Raw genomic sequence first — 23,764 nt, forward strand, 5'->3', positions numbered from 1 at the left:
ATATTTGGGAGGACGAATACATGTCGGTTGAAAACGTATTGAAATCAATTCAAGAGAACAACATCGAGTGGGTAGATTTTCGTTTTGTAGATTTAGCTGGTCGTGCACATCACATCTCGTTGCCAGCTTCGGCTGTGGATGCAGACACGTTCGTAAATGGAGTAGCTTTTGACGGTTCTTCTATCCAAGGTTTCCGCGGAATTGAAGAGTCCGATATGGTTATGATGCCAGACCCTGAAGCGACTTATGTCGATCCGTTCACTGCACACCCTACATTGAATGTTATGTGTGATATCTTCACTCCGGATGGCGAGCGTTATGAGCGTGACCCACGTAGTATCGCTGTTAAAGCAGAAGCTTTCCTGCAAGAAAGCGGCGTAGGTACAACAGCATTCTTCGCACCTGAATCCGAGTTCTTCATCTTCGACGATGTTCGTTATGAGAGCGGCACGAACAGCTCTTCCTACTTCGTAGATTCAGAAGAAGCTTCTTGGAATACCAACCGTCAGGAAGAAGGCGGAAACCTGGGCTTCAAAGTTCGTACTAAAGGCGGATATGTTCCAGTAGCACCAGTGGATACACAACAAGATATTCGTAGCGAAATGTGTCGCCTTTTGGAAGAAGCTGGCCTGTCAATCGAGCGTCATCACCATGAAGTGGCGACAGCGGGTCAAGCCGAAATCAACTTCCGTTTTGATACACTGAAGAAAACAGCAGATAACCTGCTTGCATACAAATACATCGTGCACAACACTGCACGTCAATATGGCAAAGTAGCAACATTCATGCCAAAACCATTGTTCGGTGATAATGGTAGCGGAATGCACGTTCACCAATCCATCTTTGATGGCGATTCCCCATTGTTCTATGACAAAGCGGGATATGCTAACCTGAGTGAAATGGCTCTGCACTACATCGGAGGTATTCTGTACCATGCTCCGGCACTGATCGCTTTGACTAACCCTAGTACAAACTCATTCAAACGTCTTGTACCTGGTTACGAAGCACCAGTTAACTTGGTTTACTCCAAAGGTAACCGTTCCGCAGCAGTTCGTATTCCGGTTGCAGCTGTGACACCAAAAGGTTGTCGTATCGAGTTCCGTACACCAGACTCCACAGCTAACCCATACTTGGCATTCTCCGCAATGTTGATGGCGGGTCTGGATGGAATCAAACGCAAAATTAACCCAACTGAGCTTGGATATGGTCCGCTCGATAAAAACATCTATGACCTGTCTGATGCAGATAAAGAAAACATCCGCAGTGTGCCAGCTTCCCTGGAAGAAGCACTTGATGCTCTGGCAGCTGACAACGAGTTCTTGACTGAAGGCGGCGTATTCACGAAAGACTTCCTTGATAACTACATCAACCTCAAACGTGATGAAGCGAAAGCAGTAGCGATCCGCATTCATCCGCACGAGTACAGCCTCTACTTCGACTGCTAATCGGTCGGGGTCGGAACAGTTCTTGTTCCAACTTAAAGCCTCCGGGACACGCTCTCGGAGGCTTTTCCTTGAATTAAACAATGTAGTGCTTTAACTTTGCAGGGTGATAAAGGAATTTGATGACCTGAATTCAACACTTCAGTGCATATTGCCCTTGAAGCAGATAGAGAATACTGATATCATAGCGATAATATTCACTTTGAGTGCATTTTGCACAAATCCATAGAGCGACTTTCAATAAGTAAGATATAGATCAAAATGTTTCAATTTGTCTATACGTTGGTTGGATCAGGATGCTTCTTCCTGTCCAACTCTTATACCGTGAGCGATTCTAATCGAATTGTGCAAAATGCTGTTTGTATGTCAGAGTTACGGATGGAAAGGGCGGGGGATTTTGTGACAAAAAGAGCGTATAACTTTAATGCAGGACCTGCGGCGTTACCACTTGAGGTACTGGAGCGTGCACAGGCGGAATTTGTAGATTTTCGTAATACAGGCATGTCGATTATGGAGATGTCTCACCGTGGAGCGGTGTATGAGTCTGTACATAATGAAGCTCAGGAGCGGTTGTTGTCGCTTCTAGGCAGTCCAAAAGGATACAAGGTTCTCTTTCTGCAGGGCGGTGCAAGCACTCAGTTCGCGATGTTGCCAATGAACCTGCTCGGTGCAGGGCAGACTGCAAGTTACGTGATGACTGGCAGCTGGGCGAAGAAGGCTCTGTCTGAGGCGAAGTTGATCGGCGAGACACATGTTGCTGCATCTTCGGAAGCAGAGAAATTTATGAAATTGCCGGATGTTTCGAATCTGAGTTTGCCAGAACGTACGGCTTATGTGCATCTGACTTCCAACGAAACGATCGAAGGTACGCAATTCAAGTCGTTCCCGGATACCGGTTCAGTACCTCTGATTGCGGACATGTCGAGTGATATTTTCTGTAAACCATTTGATCTTAATCAGTTCGGCATGATCTACGCGGGTGCACAGAAGAACCTGGGTCCATCCGGAATTACGGTTGTAATTGCTCGTGAGGAACTGGTGAGCGAATCGCCTAAAACGATTCCAACCATGCTTCGTTACAGCACACATGTAGATAACAATTCCCTGTACAATACGCCACCATCCTTCTCAGTATATATGGTGAATGAAGTATTGAAATGGATTGAAGAACAGGGCGGACTGGCTGGTATTGAGCAAAAAAATACGAAAAAAGCGGAATTGCTCTATAACACAATTGATGGTTCCGGTGATTTCTACCGTGGTTGTGTGGAACAAGAAGATCGTTCCCTCATGAATGTAACCTTCCGTCTTGCTTCTGAAGAATTGGAGAAAAAGTTCATCAAGGCTTCGGAGGAAGAAGGATTTGTAGGTTTGAAAGGACATCGCAGTGTGGGTGGTCTCCGTGCCTCCATTTATAATGCTGCTCCTTATGAAAGTGTTAAGGCACTGACAGACTTCATGAGCCACTTCCAGAAGACAAATGGATAATTAAGTATAGGAGCCTTCCACATTGACGTGTGGAGGGCTTTTCTTTAAGATTAGAGGGTTGTCGTCAACATGAAATGAAAAGGAGATTGAACACATATGGCTTTACACATCGTTCTGGTTGAACCAGAAATTCCGGCGAACACAGGCAATATTTCGCGTACTTGTGCGGCAACCGGTACCCATCTGCATCTCGTACGTCCACTTGGATTTCGAACAGATGATGCTACATTGAAACGTGCAGGGCTGGATTACTGGCATGCTGTCCATATTGAATACCACGACTCATTTGCTGAGGTTCAGGAAAAATATCCGGAAGGTCGTTTCTTCTATGCAACTACGAAGGCCAAGAACCGATACAGTGATTTTAATTTTCAGGATGGGGATTTCCTCGTTTTTGGTAAAGAGACTAAAGGCCTGCCACCTGAATTAATTGCTGCGAATCCCGATACATGCATGAAAATGCCAATGACTGGTGACGTTAGATCATTAAATCTGTCCAATTCGGCAGCAATTATTGTATATGAAGCGTTACGCCAGCTCAATTTCCCGGGGTTAGAAGGATAAAATTTGGTTATAAATGACGGCTAGAATTCGGAAAAAAAACATTTTTCAAAAAAAAGGACAAAAAATGTTTATTTCCAGCAGGATTCGACAAAATCTTGGCGAATCTATAAACATAGTACAAATGTACCTAGAAATTTAGAGTAAGATAGGAGAGGTGTGCCGTAGCTATGAAGCCAGCTGGAGTAGTTCGCAAAGTTGACCAATTAGGTAGGATCGTATTGCCTAAATCTTTGCGTAAAAGGTATCAAATGAATGAGGGAGATCCTGTAGAGATCTTAGTACAAGGGGACCATATTATCTTGGAGAGATATCGTCCAAAATGTATTTTCTGCGGATCCATCGAGGAAGTCAACGAGTTCAAAGAGCGTTACATATGCGCACAATGTTTAGATGAAATGACTCAGCTTCCACAACACGGATAAGAAATAACGTCATGGGGTCCATTGACCCCGTGGCGTTTTTTTTGTTTTATTCTCAATTGAATGGCATAATTGCAATTTGAAAAAAAGATAAAATACGTATACTAACGCTGGGTGTAAAGGGGTAAAACCTCATTCCACACGGCATTCAGGATGCCTTGCATATTTTCTTCCTCACTATTAATACATATGACAGCTTCCTTTGAGGGAATTATGATACACAACTGACCATAGGCACCATCGGCGCGGTAAGCGTCATGAGAACACATCCAGAACTGATACCCGTAACCTTTTCCCCAATCTCCTTCTCCAGTCGTTTCGATCTGCTGGGACGTAGCCTGTCGAATCCAATCTGCAGGTACAAGCTGTGTGCCTTCCCAATGGCCCTCTTGCAGCAGTAACTGTCCAAATCGACTCAGTTCCTCATTACTTATCCAAAGACCTGCACAGCCAAGTGTTACCCCCAGTGGAGAGGTTTCCCACTCTACATCATGAATGCCAAGTGGATCAAATAATCGTGGAGTCAGGTAATCTTTCACGGTTTGGCCGGTAGCAGCCTGTAGCATGGCCGAGATCATAAACGTATCCCCGCTGCTATATGTAAATTGTTCTCCAGGTACCCGGTCCAGAGGCAGAGACATATAATATTTCGCCCAGTCCTTTTCGGTCAATGAAGCTCGTTCATCAGCCCAAAGAGGGGGAGAGTCATGACCCGAAGTCATTCGGAGAAGATCACGCAGTCTCAATTCTTGCGGCGATGGGAGATTGCGTTGTGCAACGGGTGCATGATCATAAGAGAAATAATCACCAAGTGTCGCATCCAGATGTATCAGACCTTCTTCAAGCGCAAGACCAACGGCCATACACGTGAAGGATTTACTGATGGAATGTTGTACCCTGCGCTGATCCTTATCCCGGTCCCAATGGGCAAGCAGATGCCCTTTTTGTAATATGCGAATGGAAAAAACGTTCAATTGTTGCTCCGTAATCGTATGAATGAAACCTTTGAGTTGCTCAGACATATTAACCTCCCTAATATCAGGTGAAACCTGAGTAAAATCGGTTGGTGAAACGTTTCCGTAATTCGAATGCAAAATCAGAACCCATGTTAGTATAAACCTGGTTTGGTGTCAATTAAAGTTGTAATAGTACTTACTAAATCTTCATTTTTTCGTAATAATAGTGTCTTTGGACGCAAATTTAGACTTAAAAGAGCATTTTTTCGAGAAAAAAACGCGAAATTTGTAAAAAGGTTATTGACAGGATTTACTCATCGGGCTTATGATTTATTCGAAACGATTCGAAGAAATCGCTTCCACATTAAAAGTGTTGTAATGAAGTCCATGTGAATCAACGTTGGCTATGTTTTGAAACGATTCGAGAAAATCGTTTCGATAACCCATCGTAATACAAGGGAATCTACAACAGCCTGCAATCCAACGCCAGAGAAACGAATGAGTAAAGACAGCAGGCGATGATGAGAGGAGTTACATTTATGGCACATATAACGATCGAAACTGGATCGCCAACCTTATGCATGAATACCAGCATACATGTTGTGTCCAGTGACTCCGGAGAGACTTCAGGCGGTACACTATATCTGTTGCACGGGGCAGGCGATAATGCGAGTACCTGGCAACGGTTAACCACAATTGAGATGTATGCGGCGCAATATGGCTGTACGATCATTATGCCGGAAGCGAATCGAAGCTATTACACCGATATGGAATACGGCCTGAATTACTTCCACTACATCACTCAGGAGTTACCTGAAATATGCAAGCGTCTGCTCAATCTGAATCCTGATCCGGAGAAAACATACGTCGCAGGTTTATCCATGGGTGGATATGGTGCACTGAAATGTGGACTAACTTATCCAGAGCGATATCGCAAAGTAGTGTCTCTATCCGGCGTAACGGATATCCAGACACGGCTTCATGATCCCCATATGCCAGCGACCATGATCAAGGAAATGAAAGCGGTTTTTGGAGAACGTTTACAGGTAAAAGCCGATCAGGATATTTACGCACTGTCGGCCAAGCTGCTGGAACAGGGTGTTCCTTTACCGGATATCCTCAGTTGCTGTGGCGATAGTGACCCCTTTGTAGAGATGAATCGCGACTATGCGAAATACATGCAGGGGACTGCCTTTGATTTTCGGTATGTGGAGACGCCGGGGGCTCATGAATGGAAATTTTGGGAGCACCACCTGAGAACGATGTTTGATTTTCTGTACAACGACAAGACCATAGTAGAGTGAGGAGATGCAATGTGAAACCTGCAGCCGAAGGACCTAGCAAAAAGCTGAAGGGAAACGTGAAGGGCAATTCGCTCTGGACTGAAATCTGGAAGCACCGAATGACATACACCCTGCTTATTCCGGGGCTTGTCTGGCTAATTCTGTTTGCCTACATGCCGATGGGTGGCCTGTCTCTGGCATTCAAGGATTACAAGGCCAACCTGGGCATCTGGGGAAGTCCATGGAGCGGATTCGAGAACTTCAAATATGTTTTCCGTGATCCAACCTTTATCGACGCAGTATGGCGTACGCTGTACATCAATATTCTGAAACTGATTATTCAGTTCCCGTTCCCGATCATTCTGGCGCTGTTGCTGAATGAATTGCGGATGCGCAGAGGAAAAAAATTATTCCAAACCGTTCTTACATTCCCGCACTTCCTGTCCTGGATCATCGTATCCGGGGTAGTCATCAATGTGCTGGCATATGACGGACTGGTAAATAGCGCGCTCGGATTACTCGGATTGCCAACGATTAACTTCCTGGGGTCCGAATCCAACTTTGTACCAATGTTGCTGTTGACTGATATTTGGAAATCAAGTGGATGGGGCGCGATTATATTCCTGGCTGCCATATCCGGTATTGATCAGGATCAGTATGAATCAGCACAGATTGATGGGGCTTCCCGTATGCAACAGATGTTCAAAATTACTTTACCGAACATCCTTCCAACCATCACAATCATGTTTATTCTCTCGGTTGGTGGATTGATGTCTTCCGGGTTTGACCAGATCTTCAACTTGGCAAATGCTGCTACCAAAAATGTATCGGAAGTACTCGATGTATATATCTATCGGATTACGTTCCAGTCATCTACCGATTTCTCATTCTCGACAGCGGTCAGCTTGTTCCGTTCCCTGGTGAATATGGCCTTGCTGCTTCTTGCTGACAGATTTGCCAAGTGGCTTGGCGGAGACGGTTTGTTCCGATAAGAGAGGAGGAAAAATGAGATGAGCAAGAAAGCTAACAAAAAACCGAGAATTGGTACAGAAAAAATGACACTTCTCGATTACATTATTTTCGCCGTATTACTAGTGCTTGCCCTGATGATCCTGATTCCGTTCTGGAATGTCATCATGATTTCGTTTGCAACACAAAAAGAATATGCTGACAATCCATTTTTGATGTTCCCTAAAGAATGGACATTGGATTCCTACAAGGCATTGTTCGCTGACGGAACGATTCTGACGGGGTACAAAAATACAATTATATTGCTAGTCATCGGTTTGCCACTCAGCTTGTTCCTGACAACAAGCATGGCATATGGCCTTAGTCGTAACAAATTTCCGTTTAAGAAATTTCTCTTTTTCCTGGTACTGTTCACCATGATCTTTAATGGTGGTATCGTACCACTGTACCTGATCATGAAATCACTTCATCTTACAGGTACGCTGTGGTCCGTTATCCTGGCGGGAAGCTTCAGTGCGTTTAACATGATTCTGATGATGAACTACTTCTACACCTTGCCTGAATCGCTGATGGAATCGGCGAGACTGGATGGAGCAGGAGAGTGGAGAATTTTGTTCTCCGTTGTTCTTCCGCTGGCTACACCAATTATGGCTACAATCACGTTGTTCTACGGTGTGGCTTACTGGAACAGTTGGTATGATGCGATGATATTCCTTCGAAAAGCGGATCAGTTACCGCTCCAGAATGTACTCCGAAATATTATCGTGACATCTACGACGAATGCATCCAATGCATCCAGTGTGGATGCTGCCCAGGCAAGCAACTTCTCAATGGGCATGAAGATGGCGGCCGTATTTGTCACCATGGTACCAATTATGTGTTTCTTCCCAATGCTGCAAAAACACTTTGCCAAAGGGGTATTAACAGGGGCAATCAAGACCTGATATACGTATAGGATTTTGCAATAAAATTCTACTAAAAAACATGGGGGTAAAACATGAAAACGAAGAAAAAGTTGTCAGTAAGAGCTCTCTTTGCCATCACGCTTAGTGTAGTTATGCTGATGGTGACAGCTTGTTCCAGCCAAGGAGCTTCAGGTGGTAACGAAAAAGATGCAGAGGGAAATTACAAAGACAACCTGACCATCTCTGTAGCTAACCTGACAGAAATCAAAAACGGGAACCTGGATAATGACTTCCACAAGTTCTGGACAGACAAATTTAATGTAACTTGGGACTACAACTATATCGATTGGGATTCATGGGGCGAGAAGCTTCGTCTGTGGATCAACTCTGGCGACTTGCCGGATGTAGCGGTATGGAACTACGTACATGGCGATGCCATTAACAGCATTGAACAAGGTTTGTTCTACAAATTCCCGGATGACTGGAAAGAACGCTGGCCTAACGTGGCAGCAGCTTACAATTTGACGGGTCTTGGAGACAAGTTGGAAGAATTGACAGGTGGAACATATGTCCTGCCTAGACCAATCTACTTCGAGAACAAACCAGCTGACCCACTCACGAACCAAATTGGTGTCATTGCGCTTCGTAAAGACTGGGCTGAAGCGGTTGGTTTTGAACTGAAAGATGCTTATACAACGACCGAATTGAATGAATATGCTGCACTAGTAAAAGAAAAAGATCCAGGCAAAGTGGGTAACAAACTTGTACCTCTGTCCTACAATGCGGCAGATGCCATGACAAACATGATTATGCCAAACAGTGTGCATGCCATGACTGACTCTCCGTTCTACAAAGGTGAAGATGGCCAATTCCACTGGGGACCAGCAGATCCTGAAACGCTGACAGGACTTAAATTGATGCAAAAAGCCTACAAAGATGGACTGCTCAATCCTGAGTTCTACACATGGAAAAACAATGAAGGTCAAAACAACTTCAAAGTAACAGGTACAGCTGCTGTAACAAGTCTGGGCGGACTGGCTTCGTACAGACAAGGTCTGGATTCCGATATGAAAAAAAATCTGGGTGTAGATAGTGATGAACTGGTACACACAGCAATCGTAGTAGGCGATGACGGTAAATACCGTAACATGGAGCAAGCCAACTTCTGGTCGGCATTGATCTTCAATCCGGAAATTAGTGACGAGAAATTCGAACGGATCATGGATCTGATCGATTACTCTGCAACAAAAGAAGGACAGTTGCTCATCAACATGGGCTTTGAAGGAAAAGATTGGAAATATGATGAAAACAACGAACTCGTTAGCTTGTTGCCAGAAGGAACGGTATTGGAAGATAAATATCCAGCACGTTTCGAAGGTCTGTACCTGCTCGGTGACGACTTCAGTGTTGTAAACCCTGCAATCAAAAAAGATTACCGTGATAGAGCCGTGAAATTGTTCGAAGAAAAAGCAAAACTCGGTACAGAAGGCAAATCGCTTGCACCATACGATTGGGATGTCAACCTGTACGATTCCAAAGCTAAGAGTCAGGCTTCATTCGACTACCAGAATGAATATGCCAACTTGATCCTCAAAAACGGAGATCTAGAGGCAAACTGGAAAGAATGGGTAAACAGTAAAATGTCCCTGGTTCAACCTTATCTGGATGAGCTAAACGATAAATTCTAGTAATCATTCAGTAATTAATTTTGAACCCGGTGCGCGGTCTCTCCCCGAACGCAGCCGGGTTCTTTATTTCAACAACTTGTAGTGGAGGATACGATCAGATGAATAACGAGCAGTTGTTAGACCTGGTAAAACAGATGACGTTGGAGGAAAAAACAGCTCAGCTTCTTCAGTTGACTGCCAACTTTTATGAAGGAACAAATGTTGAAGGTCAGATCACAGGGCCGATGGAAGAGATGGGAATTACGGAGCAGTCCGTGGATGCCAGTGGGTCCATTCTGGGGTTGTCCGGTGCGCAGGCCATCATTGATGTACAGCAAGCTTATATGAAAAAAAGCCGATTGGGCATTCCGCTTTTGTTCATGGCTGATGTAGTTCATGGATTCAAAACCATTTTCCCGATTCCACTCGCGATCGGTTGTTCATGGGACACAGAACTGGCTGAGAAAAGTGCTGAAATTGCAGCACGTGAATCAGCTGTATCCGGTTTGCATGTTACCTTTGCACCTATGGTGGATCTGGTTCGTGACCCGCGCTGGGGTCGTGTGATGGAAACGACAGGAGAAGATCCTTATCTGAACAGTTTGTTCGCGGCTGCGTTTGTACGTGGATATCAGGGCGACAGCTTGAAGGATGAGCCAGATCGTCTTGCAGCCTGTGTTAAACACTTTGCGGCATATGGAGCGGCTGAGGGTGGTCGGGATTACAATACGGTGGACATGTCTGAGCGTAACCTGCGTGAGTACTATTTGCCAGCGTACAAAGCAGCGTTGGATGCGGGCGTGGAGATGGTTATGACTTCGTTCAATACGGTTGACGGTATTCCGGCGAGTGGCAATGAGAAGTTAATGCGCGGCATTTTGCGTGACGAGTGGGGCTTTGATGGTGTATTAATCTCGGATTGGGCATCCATTCGCGAAATGATTGCGCATGGTGCTGCAGAAGATGATCGTGAAGCGGCATATCGTGCCATTCGCGCAGGAGTAGATATGGAGATGATGACACCTTGTTATGTACATCATGTGCCTGAACTGATTGAGAGTGGTGAAGTGGATGAGAAACTCATTGATGAAGCCGTTCTGCGAATTCTGCAACTGAAAGAAAAGCTGGGATTGTTCGACAATCCGTTGCGTGCAGCCGATCCTGAACGTGAATGTGAGATTGTATTCTCCAAAGAGCACCGTCAGGTATCGTATGAACTGGCAACGAAATCAGCTGTCCTGTTGAAGAATGATGACAGCTTGCTTCCACTTCAACCTGACGCTAATGTTGCCCTTATTGGTCCTTTTGCACAGAGTCCTGATATTTTGGGCTGGTGGTCCTGCGAAGGAGTTAAGGAAGATGCAGTTAAGTTGGGAACAGCTCTGCAAGAACGCCTGACGGGTGGGAAAGTTCAATTTGCTCAAGGCAGTAATGTTCATACGATTACAGCTGAGCAGATTGCCGAAGCCCTGGAAGTGGCAAGCAAAGCAGACCTGATTGTCCTTGCTCTTGGTGAAGACTCCGAGATGAGTGGAGAAGGTGGCTCGCGCACGGATATTCGTCTGCCAGCAGCCCAATTGGAATTGGTCAAACAGCTCAAAGCAGCGGGAAAACCTATTGCCAGCGTTATTTTCAACGGCCGTCCATTGGATCTGCATGGTGTAATCGATGAATCGGATGCCGTTCTTGAAGCCTGGTTCCCAGGTAGTGAAGGCGGAGCAGCGATCGCAGATGTTCTGACAGGTGTAGTGAATCCATCTGCACGTCTGACGATGTCTTTCCCGCAGTCCGTAGGTCAGATTCCGGTCTATTACAACCATTTCAATACAGGTCGTCCACTGAACCCGGAGAAGACGGAAGAACGTTACGTATCCAAATACATTGACAGCCCGAATGAACCTTTGCTTCCGTTCGGTTATGGTCTCTCATACACTTCGTTCTCTTATGGTGATCTTGAAGTGTCAAGTAACGAGATGACTGCCGAAGAGTCCCTGAGCATTCAAGTACATGTAACAAACACGGGTGAGCGCGCAGGCGTAGAGACCGTTCAGTTGTACGTTCGTGATGTAACGGGTGAAGTCGTTCGTCCTATGCGTGAGCTGAAAGGATATGTGAAGCTTGCACTGGCGCCAGGCGAGAGTGGTACAGCCACGTTTACGTTAAATGAAGAACAGCTTCGTTATCATCATTCTGACTTAAGCTACCGCAGTGATCGAGGCGAGTTCCATATTCTTGTGGGTGCAAACAGTCGGGATACTCAGAAGAAATCATTCAGACTTGTTTAATCTGATGAATGGAAAGAGTAATGTGTCAGGCCTTTTGTTATGGAAGGCCTGATGAACATAACAGGGGAGCGAAGAATGTGGTCAGTATCAAGGATATCGCCAAACAGGCGGGAGTTTCCATCTCTACTGTGTCATATGCGCTGAATGGCAGCAACAAAGTGACCGATGAGACGAGTTCCAAAATTTTGGCCATTGCCAAAGAACTGAACTATGTTCCAAATGCCGCAGCAAGAACACTGAAGAAGAGGGAATCCAAAATTCTAGGTGTATTCTTGACCGATTTTAGAGGAGATGTGTATGGAGACTTGCTGAGTGGCATGAAAGCCGTATGTAATGCTCAAGGTTATGACCTGATCGTGTGCAGTGGTAAACAATCCCATCGCATGCTTCCAGAGAGAATGATTGATGGTGCGATTATTCTGGATCATACGTTTGCAAGTGAGGAACTAATGCAGTATGCCGATCGTGGGCACAAAATCGTTGTATTGGACCGTGAGATGGATCATCCCAACATTAATCAGGTTCTGCTGGATAACAAAGCCGGGGCAACACTTGCGATGGAACATCTTATTGAACAGGGACATAAGAAAATCTACGTGGTGACAGGACCGGAAGGTTCGTTTGACTCTGTGCAGCGTTTAAAGGCTGTGAGACAGGTTGCGGAACGTGAAGCCGATGTGGAATGGATTGAGATCACGGGAGATTTTGAGAAGAGTGGTGGAGAACAAGCCGCAGATCAGATTGTACAGGTGTATGATGGACCCGCAGCGGTATTCTGCCTCAATGATGAGATGGCTATTGGCTTATGTGATCGTCTGGCAGACAGTGCACTTGGCGTTGGTCAGGAGATTGATGTCATCGGATTCGACAATATTGAATTGAGCAAATACGTCCAGCCGAGATTGGCAAGCATTGATTATTCCAAGCGCAAGTGGGGATCACTCGCCGCTGAACAATTGATCAAAATTATTGCTGGAGAACCCGTTGATCATGAACGAATTTATGTGACATTAGTTGAGGGTGGGTCGGTGAGTGGGCCTATTTCGTCTGATTCTGTTATATCTATGCGGAATGACCGGGTGGTTAGCTATTGATCCCGAATACAGCAAGAGACAAGGCTTAGAAGAATCGAATCATTCTTTTAAGCCTTGTCTCTTGTTATTTCGAGGATGAAGCAATAGAAAAAGCCTCTCCGGAGAGAGGCTTGGCCTTTACAAGCCTTTTGTTTTGTCATTGTTGTAGGATGAAGTGAGAATGCCTGTAATGAAGAGAGTCAATACGATTGCAATAATCCAGAATGTCAGTGAAAATGACATGCCCTTCGCACCTCCTGCACAAGCTCATTTTCTTCTATTATAACCATTATAGGTAGAAAAGAAATGCTTCACCCTATTATTTGTAAAATAAAAAGTGTGTGGGCACTGGTCTGAGGCTGCCATCTGAAGGGTTATTCACAACCCGATTATTCAGAATAAGCGAGGATGATCCACCGCCATCCAGATTATAGGCGTCAATCACTCCAAGCTTGTACAACCGCCCTTGCAACTCTTCAAGGGTAGCACCGGAACTTCCGCCCTCATTATATCCGTCAACTACAATAATCAATAACTGATCATCCTTATAATTGCCAATGACTGTACGTGGTGCTCGTTTGGGTGATACTTTCCATTTGGCAGGAATTGTGGTTTTACGCCCATTCTGTAGCAGCACCGGAACAAACGTAGCCCCGAATTGCGGTTGCAGGCGATCCAGTGAGTTTTTGTCGGAGAACTTACCTCCGACCAGTTTACCGGCATCGTTAAGTCCTACAAAAAACAGATCTTTGAAACTGGCCTGGAAACCATTCACGTATTTCCCGTCCATGACGGTTGTGCTAAGTGGATAACGTTTGCCGCCACTGTCAGCAAATCCACCTGCGTTAATCCCGGCAATTGCGCCGTTACGCTTTACAGCCTGCATGGTCGTCTCAGAACGCCCAGGTTCACTGTCTAGAGCCATCTGCATGGCTGTAGGGTCTTTTAGCTTGATCTTCATGGCATAGCCCTTATAGCTGCCAGGATTCACTCTGTACATTTCAATCGTTAGCCGGTCACTGTCTACCCGTTCAAATGGAACGCCAAGCTTGGATGAAATCCGTTTGTTGTAGATCGTTTCCGGACGATCCGCCTGGGTGGAAGCCTTCTGCACAAGTGTAGACATCGTACTAGTTGTTTTATTATAGAGCTGTGTCGTTCTTTTAATAGAAGAAGAAGTCTGGACAGCAGCATCTTTTGCCCCCGCAAGCTCTTGGCTAATTGCTTGGGTCCGGGGTGTAATCGTATCCTCTGACAGTTCGGTAGGCATCAAACCTCCGGGTTCAAGTGGAGGACGAAGCAGCAGCAGGCATAATATCAATCCAACAAAAGGAGCGAGTGCAAGCATAAAAAAACGATTAACCTGTTTGACGGGTGTAATCATTTGAGCAGGTCCATCTTTTTCTGGAGTGTCTCCAGTTGTTTTTTGACTTCGCTCAGCTGGGTATACAGTTTGTTGCTGTTATCCGTTTTGTCACTTGCATTATCCTTGGTGAAAGTCAGCAATTCATTGAAGGATTGAACCTGTCCCTGCAGGTCTTCTACTTCCTTTGATATCGTTGTTAGCTGATTTTCGTAGTCGGTTTTTAGTGCTGCAATCTGCTGCTGATTATGGGCTTGAAGCTGGTTAATCATCTGTTGCTGGAGATGGTTACTATAATAGTAGGTTCCAACGACTCCTAGTGCAATGAGAACAATCCACATTACCAGAAACAGCTTGATTGAAGATCCAGCCTTGCCTTTGGCGCTCCGGGTGTGATGGATGTCAGAGGACGGGGCAGATGGTTTCATATCATCACTCCTGGTCATTAATAGGTACAAAAAAATTTCCAGTCCTCATTCTATCATGCCCCTATTGATTACGCAAAAATGAAATTCTTTACTTAATAGAGTAAAAAGAGATTGCATCGGAAGGAAGTCCTAGGATACAATTTCTTATAGATGCAATAAGTAGGAACTTTGGGCAGGTTTTTCGACTTTTTTAGATAGAAATGCAGGAAATTTATACTATATTTTGACCTTTCCGGGGATGGGAAGATGGACGTCATGGTGTTTTTATAACAAAATACAGTGAAAATAGAGCTTTTTTATCGGCTTCCTCCTGTATTTTTCTGTTTTTCGACATAATCCGACCTATGCTTCTTCTATACTCGGATTGTCGCATAGACGATGAAATCATCATGACAGAATTTAAAAGTTATTTGTCCAATACATAACAGGGGGAACAACAATGAAAAAAGTATGGCAGGTGGTCATCATAGATATCCACCCCACCAGCATGCTCGGTACAAAATTGATTTTGGAAGAGCAGCAAGATCTGACGGTACGTGGTATGACTTCGACCGGAACAGAAGGGCTCGATCTGGTGAATATTCACCAGCCTGATCTGATTCTGATGGATTATCGTCTTCCGGAGGGTCAGGCAGATCAATATATTGCTCAGATGAAGAATCTGTCAGCTCACAGTCACATCATTATTTTGACGGATGAAGACAATGTGAAGCTGTTTCGTCATCTGATGAGCCTTGGTGCAAGTGGCATGTTATCCAAACAGGCTTCCCCTAGCCAGCTGATTCATCTGATCTCTGGATTACGTGAGGGCCATGTGTCCATTCCATTGTCGTGGTTAAACAGTGCGGAATGGGCGCAACCTGTGGAGTCTCCGACAGAAGCGCGTGTCATTGAATTAACAGAAACCGAAACTTTTATCATGGAAAGAATTGTTCAGGGTGTAACCTATGATAAAATAGCGAATGAGATCAACGTTAGCAGACGTTCCATTGATAATTACCTGCGTAAAATATACGTGAAGCTGGAAGTGAGCAGTAGAGCACAGGCCATTGAACGTTATGCCTTGCATGCAAGACAAGTGAAGACGGGATCCTGACGAAACAGGTTTGTTCTTCCCATGATCACAACAGTTAGATATGCATCCGGTCATATTCGATGGCGAGCAGGAATAGGTTGTAGGGCTGCGGACTGCGAGTACAGTTTCGGAATAGGGATGAAAGGGGAACGGATCGATGAAATATTTCTTTGCTTCCCGTACCAACAGGCTTTTGTCATCACCACTGAGGGATATACGTGAGATGTCTGGCAGGGATTATTTCATTTCTCTGGCAGAAGAATTGCCTGCGGAGGAGTTGTTTCCTTTCAAATTGTTGGAAGAAGCAGCGGTGTCTGTCTTTAGTTCAGGCCCCTCCGCATTGCAATATGGAGAGCCAGCAGGCTACACCCCCCTAAGAGAGTGGTTGAACAAAGACTGGAATGCACGCAAAGGCATACGAACGGTACCCGAGCAGATTCTGTTGACCACTGGTACCCAGCAGGCCATCGATCTGGTGATGCGTCTATTGCTTGAGCCAGGAGATTCTGTACTGGTTGAACATCCCACATCTCCAGGCTGTCTTGAGGTTCTGGAGATGCAAGGAGCCAAGATTGTGCCCGTAATGGGTGATCGGGACGGCATACTGCCAGACCTTTTGGAGCATCACATGCAGCAGGTTAGACCGAAGCTGCTTTTTGCTGCACCCAGTTTCTCGAATCCGACCGGTGCTTTGTGGAGTATGGAGCGGCGGGAGGCTGTCCTTGAGCTGTGTTCGCGCTATGGTGTACTGCTTGTGGAAGATGATTCTTACGGAGAGCTCCATTTTGATGGGCTTGAGCCAACGGAATTCTATCGTAAATATCCTTCACTCTTTGCACTGGATACTGCCGATCAGGGTGGACATGTTCTCTACATTGGTTCATTCAGCAAAACAGTAGCGCCCGCTCTTCGAACTGGATGGGCCGCTGGGCATCCTGCGCTGATTCAGGCAATGGCCTCGGTTAAACGAATTGCAGATGGTCAGTCCAGTCCGATGAATCAGCGGCTGTTGTATCAATTGCTTGCCCATTCCCCATTTCGTTGGAGTGATCACCTATCGATGTTGAATCGGGAGTATAAGACAAGACTCAAACTGATGCTTGAACTGTTGAAGAGGCCGGGCTGGAAAGGGTGTCAGTACAACATCCCTGAGGGCGGAATGTATCTGTGGGTACAGTTGCCGGAAGGATTGGATAGTGGCGCTCTGCTTAAGGCGGCTTTGCCCAAAGGTGTATCCTTTCTTCCTGGATCACTATGCTCCACAGGTGTACAGGATCAACGTTACATCCGATTGAACTTTAGCCACCCGGGCCGGGATGAATTGCTACTTGGCATGAACCTGATCAGTGAAGCCATTTCCGAATTTACGGCTCGTAGCTAAGTCAGATCAAAAATAGATTTTGTAGCAAAAATTAAAATTGGTTCATGACCAAAGTGATTACGTTATTGCATCCACTAACATTTTTATATATAATATGAATTAATGAGTTGTTGGTTTCTTTATATAAGCTACAATGGTGGCCAGTTCAGGAAAAGCACTCATATATTTTATTTAACGGGGGAAAATTCAACATGTCTAATATTTTATTTGTTAAAGCAAATGACCGTCCTGCAGATCAAGCAGTCAGCGTTAAATTGTACGATGCATTCTTGAGCGCATACAAAGAGTCCCACCCAGGTGACACAGTTACTGAGTTGGATCTCTACAATACAGAATTCCCATTCTATGGTAACACTGCTATCACAGGTACTTACAAAGCAGCAAACGGTTTTGAACTGACAGCTGACGAGCAAAAAGCAGCTTCACTTGCAGCACAATTGCAAGATCAATTCCTGGCAGCTGACAAAGTTGTATTTGCATTCCCACTGTGGAACTTCACTGTTCCAGCTCCATTGGTAAACTACATTGCTTACCTGAGCCAAGCTGGTAAAACATTCAAATACACTGCTGAAGGTCCTGTAGGACTTGCTGGCGACAAAAAAGTAGCTTTGCTTAACGCACGTGGTGGCGTTTATTCCGAAGGCCCAATGGCAGCTGCTGAAATGTCCCTGAACTTCCTGAAAACAGTTCTCGGCTTGTGGGGCATTCAAAACCCTGAAGTGGTTATCGTTGAAGGACATAATGCTTCTGCTGATCGTGCTGAAGAAATCGTTACTGCAGGTCTGAAATTGGCTTCCGAAGTAGCAGTAAAATTCTAATAACAATCTTCTATATAGAACACATCAAAACACCTGTAGTCTCCAGTGGAGATTACAGGTGTTTTTTTGCCTTCTCATTTTTTTTCACATCCGTTACTTCAGATGATTCCATATCAGATATGGCCTGTATTTTTTAAGTACTGCTCCGCTGTTTCAGCGATGTGTGCAAGGTCGTCCTTATTTTCACCAGATACAGAATACGTTACATCGAGTTCATTAATGGTTCGTTCAATCATATCATTATCCTCAAGCATGTGTGCATGCTCGGTTAACGCCTGTACTCCCTTAATCGTCAAAATATACTTTCCACGGGAGAGGCGTTCAAACCAGCCATAATAATTTTTTTGCAGAATTGCTGCGGCAGAACCTACGCCTGTCTGTCTGGCAAGGTTGGCCGGAGAGGCTTCACCGTTCGTCCGTAGAGCGGATGCGACACGCAAAGCCTTCTCACGATATGCTGTGACCAGCTGTCTTCGTGTGCTGCCTCCCGTATTGTAGTCTCCGCTGCGTTCGTCGAATTCCTTGAGCAATCGTTTCCGCCGAACTCCGCTTTTACGGGCAACCTGATTGCGGCCAGTGGGGGGGATCAGGGCGGAGGGCTCGCACAATACATCAATCAGGGGAGCTTTGGTTTTGTAAAATGTGACAGTCAGCAGCCCCAGACCGAGCTGTCTGCATAGTGCGGTCAGTTCGCTCCAGCGTTGGTTTACGGCTCCGCGTTTACTGCGATTGCGCTCGACGGCCAGATACACGAACGGGCTAAGTTTCAAGCGCTGCATGCCCTGCAGCAACAAGGAGAGGTTAAATGTTTTTTTCATCTCCACAATGAGTGGTTCGTCCTGGTCCGGTCTGACTCCGACGAGGTCACAATGTCTGACTTCCGCCTTGACGTCGAAGCCACGCTGCTCGAAAAAAGCCTTCACAGGCGAATATAATTCGGTTTCGTATTTCACTGCCATCGTCCGTGCTCCTTTCCAGAAGTGGCCTGTCTCTGACCATGTGTTGTCCGGTTTCCTGAATTTAGAACCCTCATTATATCATATTCGTTCTTTTTTTTCTGAAGGCACAAGATGTCTGATAGAACAGGGAAAAGCCAAAATTCGAAGCGGTTGATTGAAAAAAAGAGGTCAACTTATCCGAATTGCCGCATAGGTATGTAATACACTTTTCACAACAAAACAAGACGTTTGGACAGAGGGTGGCGGGACTACACAGAACCGCAAGATTGGTATTCAAGCAGGAGCCGCAATTCTATTGATTTCTTCATACCATTCGGAATGGTTGACAATCACACTAAAGGAGCCATGGGAGGTACCAAGCATGAATATTTTTGAACGCGTTGCGGAACATCGGGCAGAGAGTGACCGTTTGACATGGAACGGAACATTTGAAGATTATATTGCACTGCTGAGAGAGGACCCGACTCCGGCAATGACGGCTCACGCCAGAGTGTATGAGATGATTGAATCGTTTGGGGTGGAAGAAGTAGGTGGGCATAAGCGGTACAAGTTTTTTGAACAGGAGATCTTTGGGCTGGACCGTTCGATTGAGAAGCTGGTTGAAGAATACTTCCACTCGGCAGCACGTCGTCTGGATGTACGGAAGCGGATCTTGCTCCTGATGGGTCCCGTAAGTGGAGGGAAATCGACGCTTGTGACGCTGCTGAAGCGGGGGCTTGAACAGTTCTCGCGGACAGAGAAAGGTGCCATATACGCTATTGATGGATGCCCGATGCATGAGGAACCGCTGCATCTGATTCCACTGGAGCTTCGTCCTGAAGTGGAAAAGGAAATTGGAGTCCGCATTGAGGGTAACCTTTGCCCATCCTGCCAGATGAGACTCCGTACCGAATATGGTGGTGATATCAGCAAGGTGCCGGTGGAACGGGTCATTGTTTCCGAAGATAATCGCGTGGGAATAGGAACGTTCAGCCCATCCGATCCGAAATCGCAGGATATTGCCGATCTGACGGGGAGTATCGACTTCTCCACCATTACGGAGTTTGGTTCGGAATCCGATCCACGTGCCTATCGTTTTGATGGGGAGTTGAACAAGGCGAACCGTGGGTTAATGGAGTTCCAGGAGATGTTGAAATGCGATGAGAAATTCCTATGGAATCTCCTGTCGCTCACGCAGGAAGGAAATTTCAAAGCGGGACGTTTTGCCTTAATCAGTGCGGATGAAATGATTGTGGCGCATACGAATGAATCGGAGTATAAGTCATTTATCTCCAACAAGAAGAATGAGGCACTGCAATCCCGGATGATTGTCATGCCGATTCCGTACAACTTGAAGGTATCCGAGGAAGAGAAAATCTATGCCAAGCTCATTCAGCAAAGTGACATGAAGCATGTTCATATTGCACCGCATGCACTGCGGACTGCAGCCATTTTTTCCATACTTACCCGCTTGAAGGAAACGAAAAAACAAGGCATGGATCTCGTTAAAAAAATGCGCATGTATGATGGTGAAGAAGTAGAAGGATACAAAGAAGCTGATCTGCGCGAGATGCAAAATGAGTATCTGGATGAAGGGATGTCTGGCATTGATCCACGGTATGTCATTAACCGGATCTCCAGTGCTTTGATTAAGCAAAATCTTCAGTGCATTAACGCGTTGGACATTCTGCGGGCGATCAAGGACGGTCTGGACCAGCATGCTTCAATTACAAAGGAAGAGCGGGAGCGTTATCTGAACTTCATTGCTCTTGCACGCAAGGAGTATGATGAACTGGCCAAGAAGGAAGTGCAGAAAGCATTTGTTTACTCATTCGAGGAATCCGCAAGAACGTTATTCGAGAATTACCTCGATAACATTGAAGCATTTTGCAACTGGTCCAAGATGCGTGACCCGCTCACGGATGAAGAGATGGACCCGGATGAGCGTCTGATGCGATCCATAGAGGAACAGATCGGGATCTCCGAGAATGCAAAGAAAGCGTTCAGAGAAGAGATTCTGATCCGAATCTCGGCATACTCCCGCAAGGAGCGCAAGTTCGAATACAGCAGCCATGACCGTTTGCGTGAAGCGATTGAGAAAAAGTTGTTCACCGATCTGAAAGATATTGTCAAGATCACAACCTCAACCAAAACACCGGATGCAACACAATTGAAACGTATGAATGAAGTCATTAAACGTTTAATTGAGGAACATGGATACACCGCAGCCAGCGCGAATGAACTGTTACGTTATGTGGGTAGTCTGCTTAATCGCTAATCGGCAACGAACCATTCCGGATCAGGCTCCTGATGCCTGTTGTGAGGCTCCTTCACAGCAGGGTCAGGGCCTTTTTAATTACATGAAGGTCATATCAGTCTGAAAAGCTGACAAATAAGGTTAATTTTAAAGAGAATTAGTTCTAATGGTATATGTATATTTAGGTATTTTAGTCTATAATCAATACATATATTTACAATTTAAAGTAATTTAGTGTTTATTAAGGAGCTGACTGAACCAGATATGAGCAGTATTTCCGCAACAAGACAGAAGCAACTTGATTACATGGGATTAACCGCAGGGGATCTAAAACTGCTTGCCGATCATCGGCCTGTTTTTAAAAAAGTCGTTAATGAAGTGGTGGATCATTTCTACAATCATGTGGGGAATTATCCTGAATTGGTAGATCTGATCGCTCGATTCTCTACCATTGATCGTCTAAAAGAAACACAGAAGATGTACTGGTTATCAATGACGGATGGAATCGTGGACGACGCATATATTGAGCAACGGATTGCGATTGGACTTGTGCATTCACGGATTGGTCTGTCTGAAGATTATTATCTGGGTACCTATATGGTCTACCTGGATATTGCAACGAGCATATTCCAACAGGTTATCCCTGATTCCTGGCATCTTGTCATTCAAGCGCTCAGCAAAATGTTTAATCTGGATTCACAGCTTGTCCTTGAAGCCTATGAGAAGAAAGAAAAAGAAAAGTTACATAAGCTTGCCGATGACCAACAACATACATTACAGGCAATTACGCAGATTACCCAAGAGCTTACAGGCATGATTAGTGAATTAAATGAAAGTGCAATGGCTATATCGAGTGTTGCCAAAGAAACAGCGGCTTCTCAGGATCAGGCTCAGGTTATGCTTACCGAATTAACAGGAGAGATCCAGCAGATCGGAAAAATGGGTGAACTCATTCGCGAGATATCGGATCAGAGTCATCTTGTCGGTCTGAACGCAGCGATTGAAGCTGCTCATGCAGGAGAGTTTGGACGTGGCTTCGAAGTAGTCGCTAGTGAGGTGCGCAAGCTTGCAGCCAGTTCCCGGGATGCCCAGGGGAAAATTCAGTCTAATCTGGAGCAGATCATGAAGAAACTGAGCAGTGTGCAGCAGGAGTCGGATCATACTTCCAGAGGGGCACGTAGCCAAGCTTCACGCTCGGCTGAACTCGCTGTATTTGCAACAACAATGGAGAAACTGTCTCTGGATTTGAAGAAACTGGAACAGCAGGAATAGAGCTTAAAAGCATTAGGAACCTTCCATACCGTTTCAGGCTGTTTTAAGCTATAATGGGTAGACAAACCTGCCGATGTTATAGAAAATGCAGCCGGAGACAGGGGATTCGAAAGAGGTTGAGGTGATCAGATGGCTTCTATCCATGATGTAGCCAAGGAAGCGGGAGTATCTGTTGCAACCGTTTCCAAAGTGATAAACGATTATCCTGATGTAAGTGAAAAAACACGCAAAAAAGTCAATATAGCCATCGAATTATTGAAATATCAACCCAATGTGGTCGCACGTGGACTTGTCAAACGCCGTTCATGGACGGTGGGAGTACTGTTAACGGTTCCGTTTACGAACCCTTTTGTGTCCGAGTTGCTGGAAGGGATCAAGACAGCGCTGGAGAACAGTGGATATGACCTGGTCCGGTTGTCTACTCGATTCGATGATCCGGCGTACTCGTTCATCAAACATTGCCGCAGTCGTAATGTGGATGGCGTAGTAGTATTCGGGGAAGGCAGAGAAAACGCGAGTATTCAGGAACTGGTGGATGCAGAGATTCCAACGATGTTTGTTGATACGGACATGTTGGGCAAACGTGCCGGTTACATTACTACGGATAACGCGAACGGGATCTCGATGGGTGTCAAACATCTGCATGAGCTTGGGCACCGCAAAATTGCCTATATCTCAGGGACACTTGGACCTGCTGTAGCCAATCTGCGATTGGAAGGATATCGGGAAGGGCTGCGAGAATGCGGCATCCCGTATTCTACGGTATATCTGGAGATCTGCGATTATTCCTTCGACGGGGGAAGCAAGGCTGCCCGACGATTGCTGGCACTTCAGGATCAACCAACGGGAATTGTCTGTGCATCAGACATGTCTGCTTTTGGTGCGATTCATGAAATTGAAAAGCATGGACTGAGTGTACCAGAAGATATCTCGGTTGTCGGGTTCGATAACACGTATTATGCTGAGGTATTCAAACCGGGGTTGACCACGGTGAATCAGAATATCTATTCCATTGGCATTAAGTCCATTGAATATCTGATTGCCATGATCGAGAATCCATCTTATTCTCCTCCTGTGGTGACGGAACCTTCCAATCTGGTCATCCGTCAGACGACAGCACCTTTAAAAGCTTAAAAACGTAAATAGTAAAGATGTTTACACGAAGCACAGCTAATAAGCTG

Annotated in this window: 20 protein-coding genes; 16 read left to right on the forward strand and 4 right to left on the reverse strand. The window is 45.5% G+C overall.

The window, feature by feature from the left end:
• Window positions 1–20 precede the first annotated feature (20 nt).
• The 4 genes from glnA (at window position 21) to MHI48_RS09275 (ending at window position 3,916) form a co-directional block, all read left to right on the forward strand.
• The gene (gene glnA, locus MHI48_RS09260; protein WP_036669830.1) at window positions 21–1,445 is read left to right on the forward strand and encodes a type I glutamate--ammonia ligase; all 1,425 of its coding nucleotides are present in this window, start codon (window positions 21–23) and stop codon (window positions 1,443–1,445) included.
• A 396-nt stretch (window positions 1,446–1,841) separates the two neighbouring features.
• Window positions 1,842–2,930 (forward strand): 3-phosphoserine/phosphohydroxythreonine transaminase, encoded by a 1,089-nt coding sequence (gene serC, locus MHI48_RS09265; RefSeq protein WP_036610035.1) that lies wholly within the window; start codon window positions 1,842–1,844, stop codon window positions 2,928–2,930.
• A 96-nt stretch (window positions 2,931–3,026) separates the two neighbouring features.
• Entirely contained in the window at window positions 3,027–3,494 is a 468-nt protein-coding gene (gene trmL / locus MHI48_RS09270) for a tRNA (uridine(34)/cytosine(34)/5-carboxymethylaminomethyluridine(34)-2'-O)-methyltransferase TrmL (RefSeq protein ID WP_017689589.1), read from the forward strand.
• Window positions 3,495–3,661: 167 nt separating this feature from the next.
• Window positions 3,662–3,916 (forward strand): AbrB/MazE/SpoVT family DNA-binding domain-containing protein, encoded by a 255-nt coding sequence (locus MHI48_RS09275; RefSeq protein ID WP_036610032.1) that lies wholly within the window; start codon window positions 3,662–3,664, stop codon window positions 3,914–3,916.
• Between the two features lie 101 nt (window positions 3,917–4,017).
• Here MHI48_RS09275 and MHI48_RS09280 read toward each other — a convergent pair whose 3' ends face one another.
• Window positions 4,018–4,935 (reverse strand): serine hydrolase domain-containing protein, encoded by a 918-nt coding sequence (locus tag MHI48_RS09280; RefSeq protein ID WP_405143755.1) that lies wholly within the window; start codon window positions 4,933–4,935, stop codon window positions 4,018–4,020.
• 473 nt (window positions 4,936–5,408) lie between these two features.
• On the opposite strand from MHI48_RS09280, the gene MHI48_RS09285 reads away from it, so the two are divergent.
• The 6 genes from MHI48_RS09285 to MHI48_RS09310 all read left to right on the forward strand — a co-directional run bounded on the left by MHI48_RS09285 (window position 5,409) and on the right by MHI48_RS09310 (window position 13,072).
• Complete coding sequence (locus MHI48_RS09285; RefSeq protein WP_036610029.1) at window positions 5,409–6,173, forward strand: alpha/beta hydrolase family protein; 765 nt, start codon at window positions 5,409–5,411, stop codon at window positions 6,171–6,173.
• 11 nt (window positions 6,174–6,184) lie between these two features.
• Window positions 6,185–7,144 (forward strand): sugar ABC transporter permease, encoded by a 960-nt coding sequence (locus MHI48_RS09290; RefSeq protein ID WP_017689585.1) that lies wholly within the window; start codon window positions 6,185–6,187, stop codon window positions 7,142–7,144.
• Window positions 7,145–7,162: 18 nt separating this feature from the next.
• Window positions 7,163–8,065 carry a carbohydrate ABC transporter permease gene (locus tag MHI48_RS09295; RefSeq protein WP_036610027.1) on the forward strand — a complete coding sequence of 301 codons (903 nt, stop codon included), beginning with the start codon at window positions 7,163–7,165 and terminating at the stop codon, window positions 8,063–8,065.
• A gap of 53 nt (window positions 8,066–8,118) precedes the next feature.
• Complete coding sequence (locus MHI48_RS09300) at window positions 8,119–9,714, forward strand: ABC transporter substrate-binding protein (RefSeq protein ID WP_036610025.1); 1,596 nt, start codon at window positions 8,119–8,121, stop codon at window positions 9,712–9,714.
• A 98-nt stretch (window positions 9,715–9,812) separates the two neighbouring features.
• A complete protein-coding gene (gene bglX, locus MHI48_RS09305) occupies window positions 9,813–11,978 on the forward strand; it encodes a beta-glucosidase BglX (RefSeq protein WP_405143758.1) in 2,166 nt (721 codons plus the stop codon).
• A 77-nt stretch (window positions 11,979–12,055) separates the two neighbouring features.
• Entirely contained in the window at window positions 12,056–13,072 is a 1,017-nt protein-coding gene (locus MHI48_RS09310; protein ID WP_405143760.1) for a LacI family DNA-binding transcriptional regulator, read from the forward strand.
• 298 nt (window positions 13,073–13,370) lie between these two features.
• Here the strand turns inward: MHI48_RS09310 and MHI48_RS09315 are convergent, their stop codons facing one another.
• Together MHI48_RS09315 and MHI48_RS09320 are read right to left on the reverse strand one after the other, a co-directional pair.
• Window positions 13,371–14,435, reverse strand: coding sequence for a phosphodiester glycosidase family protein (locus tag MHI48_RS09315; RefSeq protein ID WP_036669840.1), 1,065 nt, complete (start codon window positions 14,433–14,435; stop codon window positions 13,371–13,373).
• Window positions 14,432–14,842 (reverse strand): uroporphyrinogen-III C-methyltransferase, encoded by a 411-nt coding sequence (locus tag MHI48_RS09320; RefSeq protein WP_017689578.1) that lies wholly within the window; start codon window positions 14,840–14,842, stop codon window positions 14,432–14,434. The genes MHI48_RS09315 and MHI48_RS09320 overlap by 4 nt, the downstream gene beginning before the upstream one ends.
• A 439-nt stretch (window positions 14,843–15,281) precedes the next feature.
• On the opposite strand from MHI48_RS09320, the gene MHI48_RS09325 reads away from it, so the two are divergent.
• The 3 genes from MHI48_RS09325 to MHI48_RS09335 all read left to right on the forward strand — a co-directional run bounded on the left by MHI48_RS09325 (window position 15,282) and on the right by MHI48_RS09335 (window position 18,116).
• Entirely contained in the window at window positions 15,282–15,938 is a 657-nt protein-coding gene (locus MHI48_RS09325) for a response regulator transcription factor (RefSeq protein ID WP_017689577.1), read from the forward strand.
• A 136-nt stretch (window positions 15,939–16,074) separates the two neighbouring features.
• Window positions 16,075–17,298 carry a PLP-dependent aminotransferase family protein gene (locus MHI48_RS09330; RefSeq protein ID WP_036610015.1) on the forward strand — a complete coding sequence of 408 codons (1,224 nt, stop codon included), beginning with the start codon at window positions 16,075–16,077 and terminating at the stop codon, window positions 17,296–17,298.
• 191 nt (window positions 17,299–17,489) lie between these two features.
• Window positions 17,490–18,116 carry an FMN-dependent NADH-azoreductase gene (locus MHI48_RS09335; RefSeq protein WP_036610012.1) on the forward strand — a complete coding sequence of 209 codons (627 nt, stop codon included), beginning with the start codon at window positions 17,490–17,492 and terminating at the stop codon, window positions 18,114–18,116.
• Window positions 18,117–18,229: 113 nt separating this feature from the next.
• On the opposite strand, the gene MHI48_RS09340 is transcribed toward MHI48_RS09335, so the two are convergent.
• Window positions 18,230–19,075: a DUF2161 domain-containing phosphodiesterase gene (locus tag MHI48_RS09340; protein ID WP_405143763.1), complete on the reverse strand. Its 846-nt coding sequence runs from the start codon at window positions 19,073–19,075 to the stop codon at window positions 18,230–18,232.
• A 361-nt stretch (window positions 19,076–19,436) separates the two neighbouring features.
• Here MHI48_RS09340 and MHI48_RS09345 point away from each other — a divergent pair, with 361 nt between their 5' ends.
• The 3 genes from MHI48_RS09345 to MHI48_RS09355 all read left to right on the forward strand — a co-directional run bounded on the left by MHI48_RS09345 (window position 19,437) and on the right by MHI48_RS09355 (window position 23,717).
• On the forward strand, window positions 19,437–21,332 hold the full coding sequence (locus tag MHI48_RS09345) for a PrkA family serine protein kinase (RefSeq protein ID WP_036669848.1): 1,896 nt from the start codon (window positions 19,437–19,439) through the stop codon (window positions 21,330–21,332).
• A gap of 243 nt (window positions 21,333–21,575) precedes the next feature.
• Complete coding sequence (locus MHI48_RS09350) at window positions 21,576–22,583, forward strand: protoglobin domain-containing protein (RefSeq protein WP_405143765.1); 1,008 nt, start codon at window positions 21,576–21,578, stop codon at window positions 22,581–22,583.
• A 129-nt stretch (window positions 22,584–22,712) separates the two neighbouring features.
• Window positions 22,713–23,717 carry a LacI family DNA-binding transcriptional regulator gene (locus MHI48_RS09355; RefSeq protein ID WP_017689571.1) on the forward strand — a complete coding sequence of 335 codons (1,005 nt, stop codon included), beginning with the start codon at window positions 22,713–22,715 and terminating at the stop codon, window positions 23,715–23,717.
• Window positions 23,718–23,764: the final 47 nt, after the last annotated feature.

This window comes from Paenibacillus sp. FSL H7-0942, from assembly GCF_045040715.1.
GTDB classification, from domain to species: domain Bacteria; phylum Bacillota; class Bacilli; order Paenibacillales; family Paenibacillaceae; genus Paenibacillus; species Paenibacillus amylolyticus.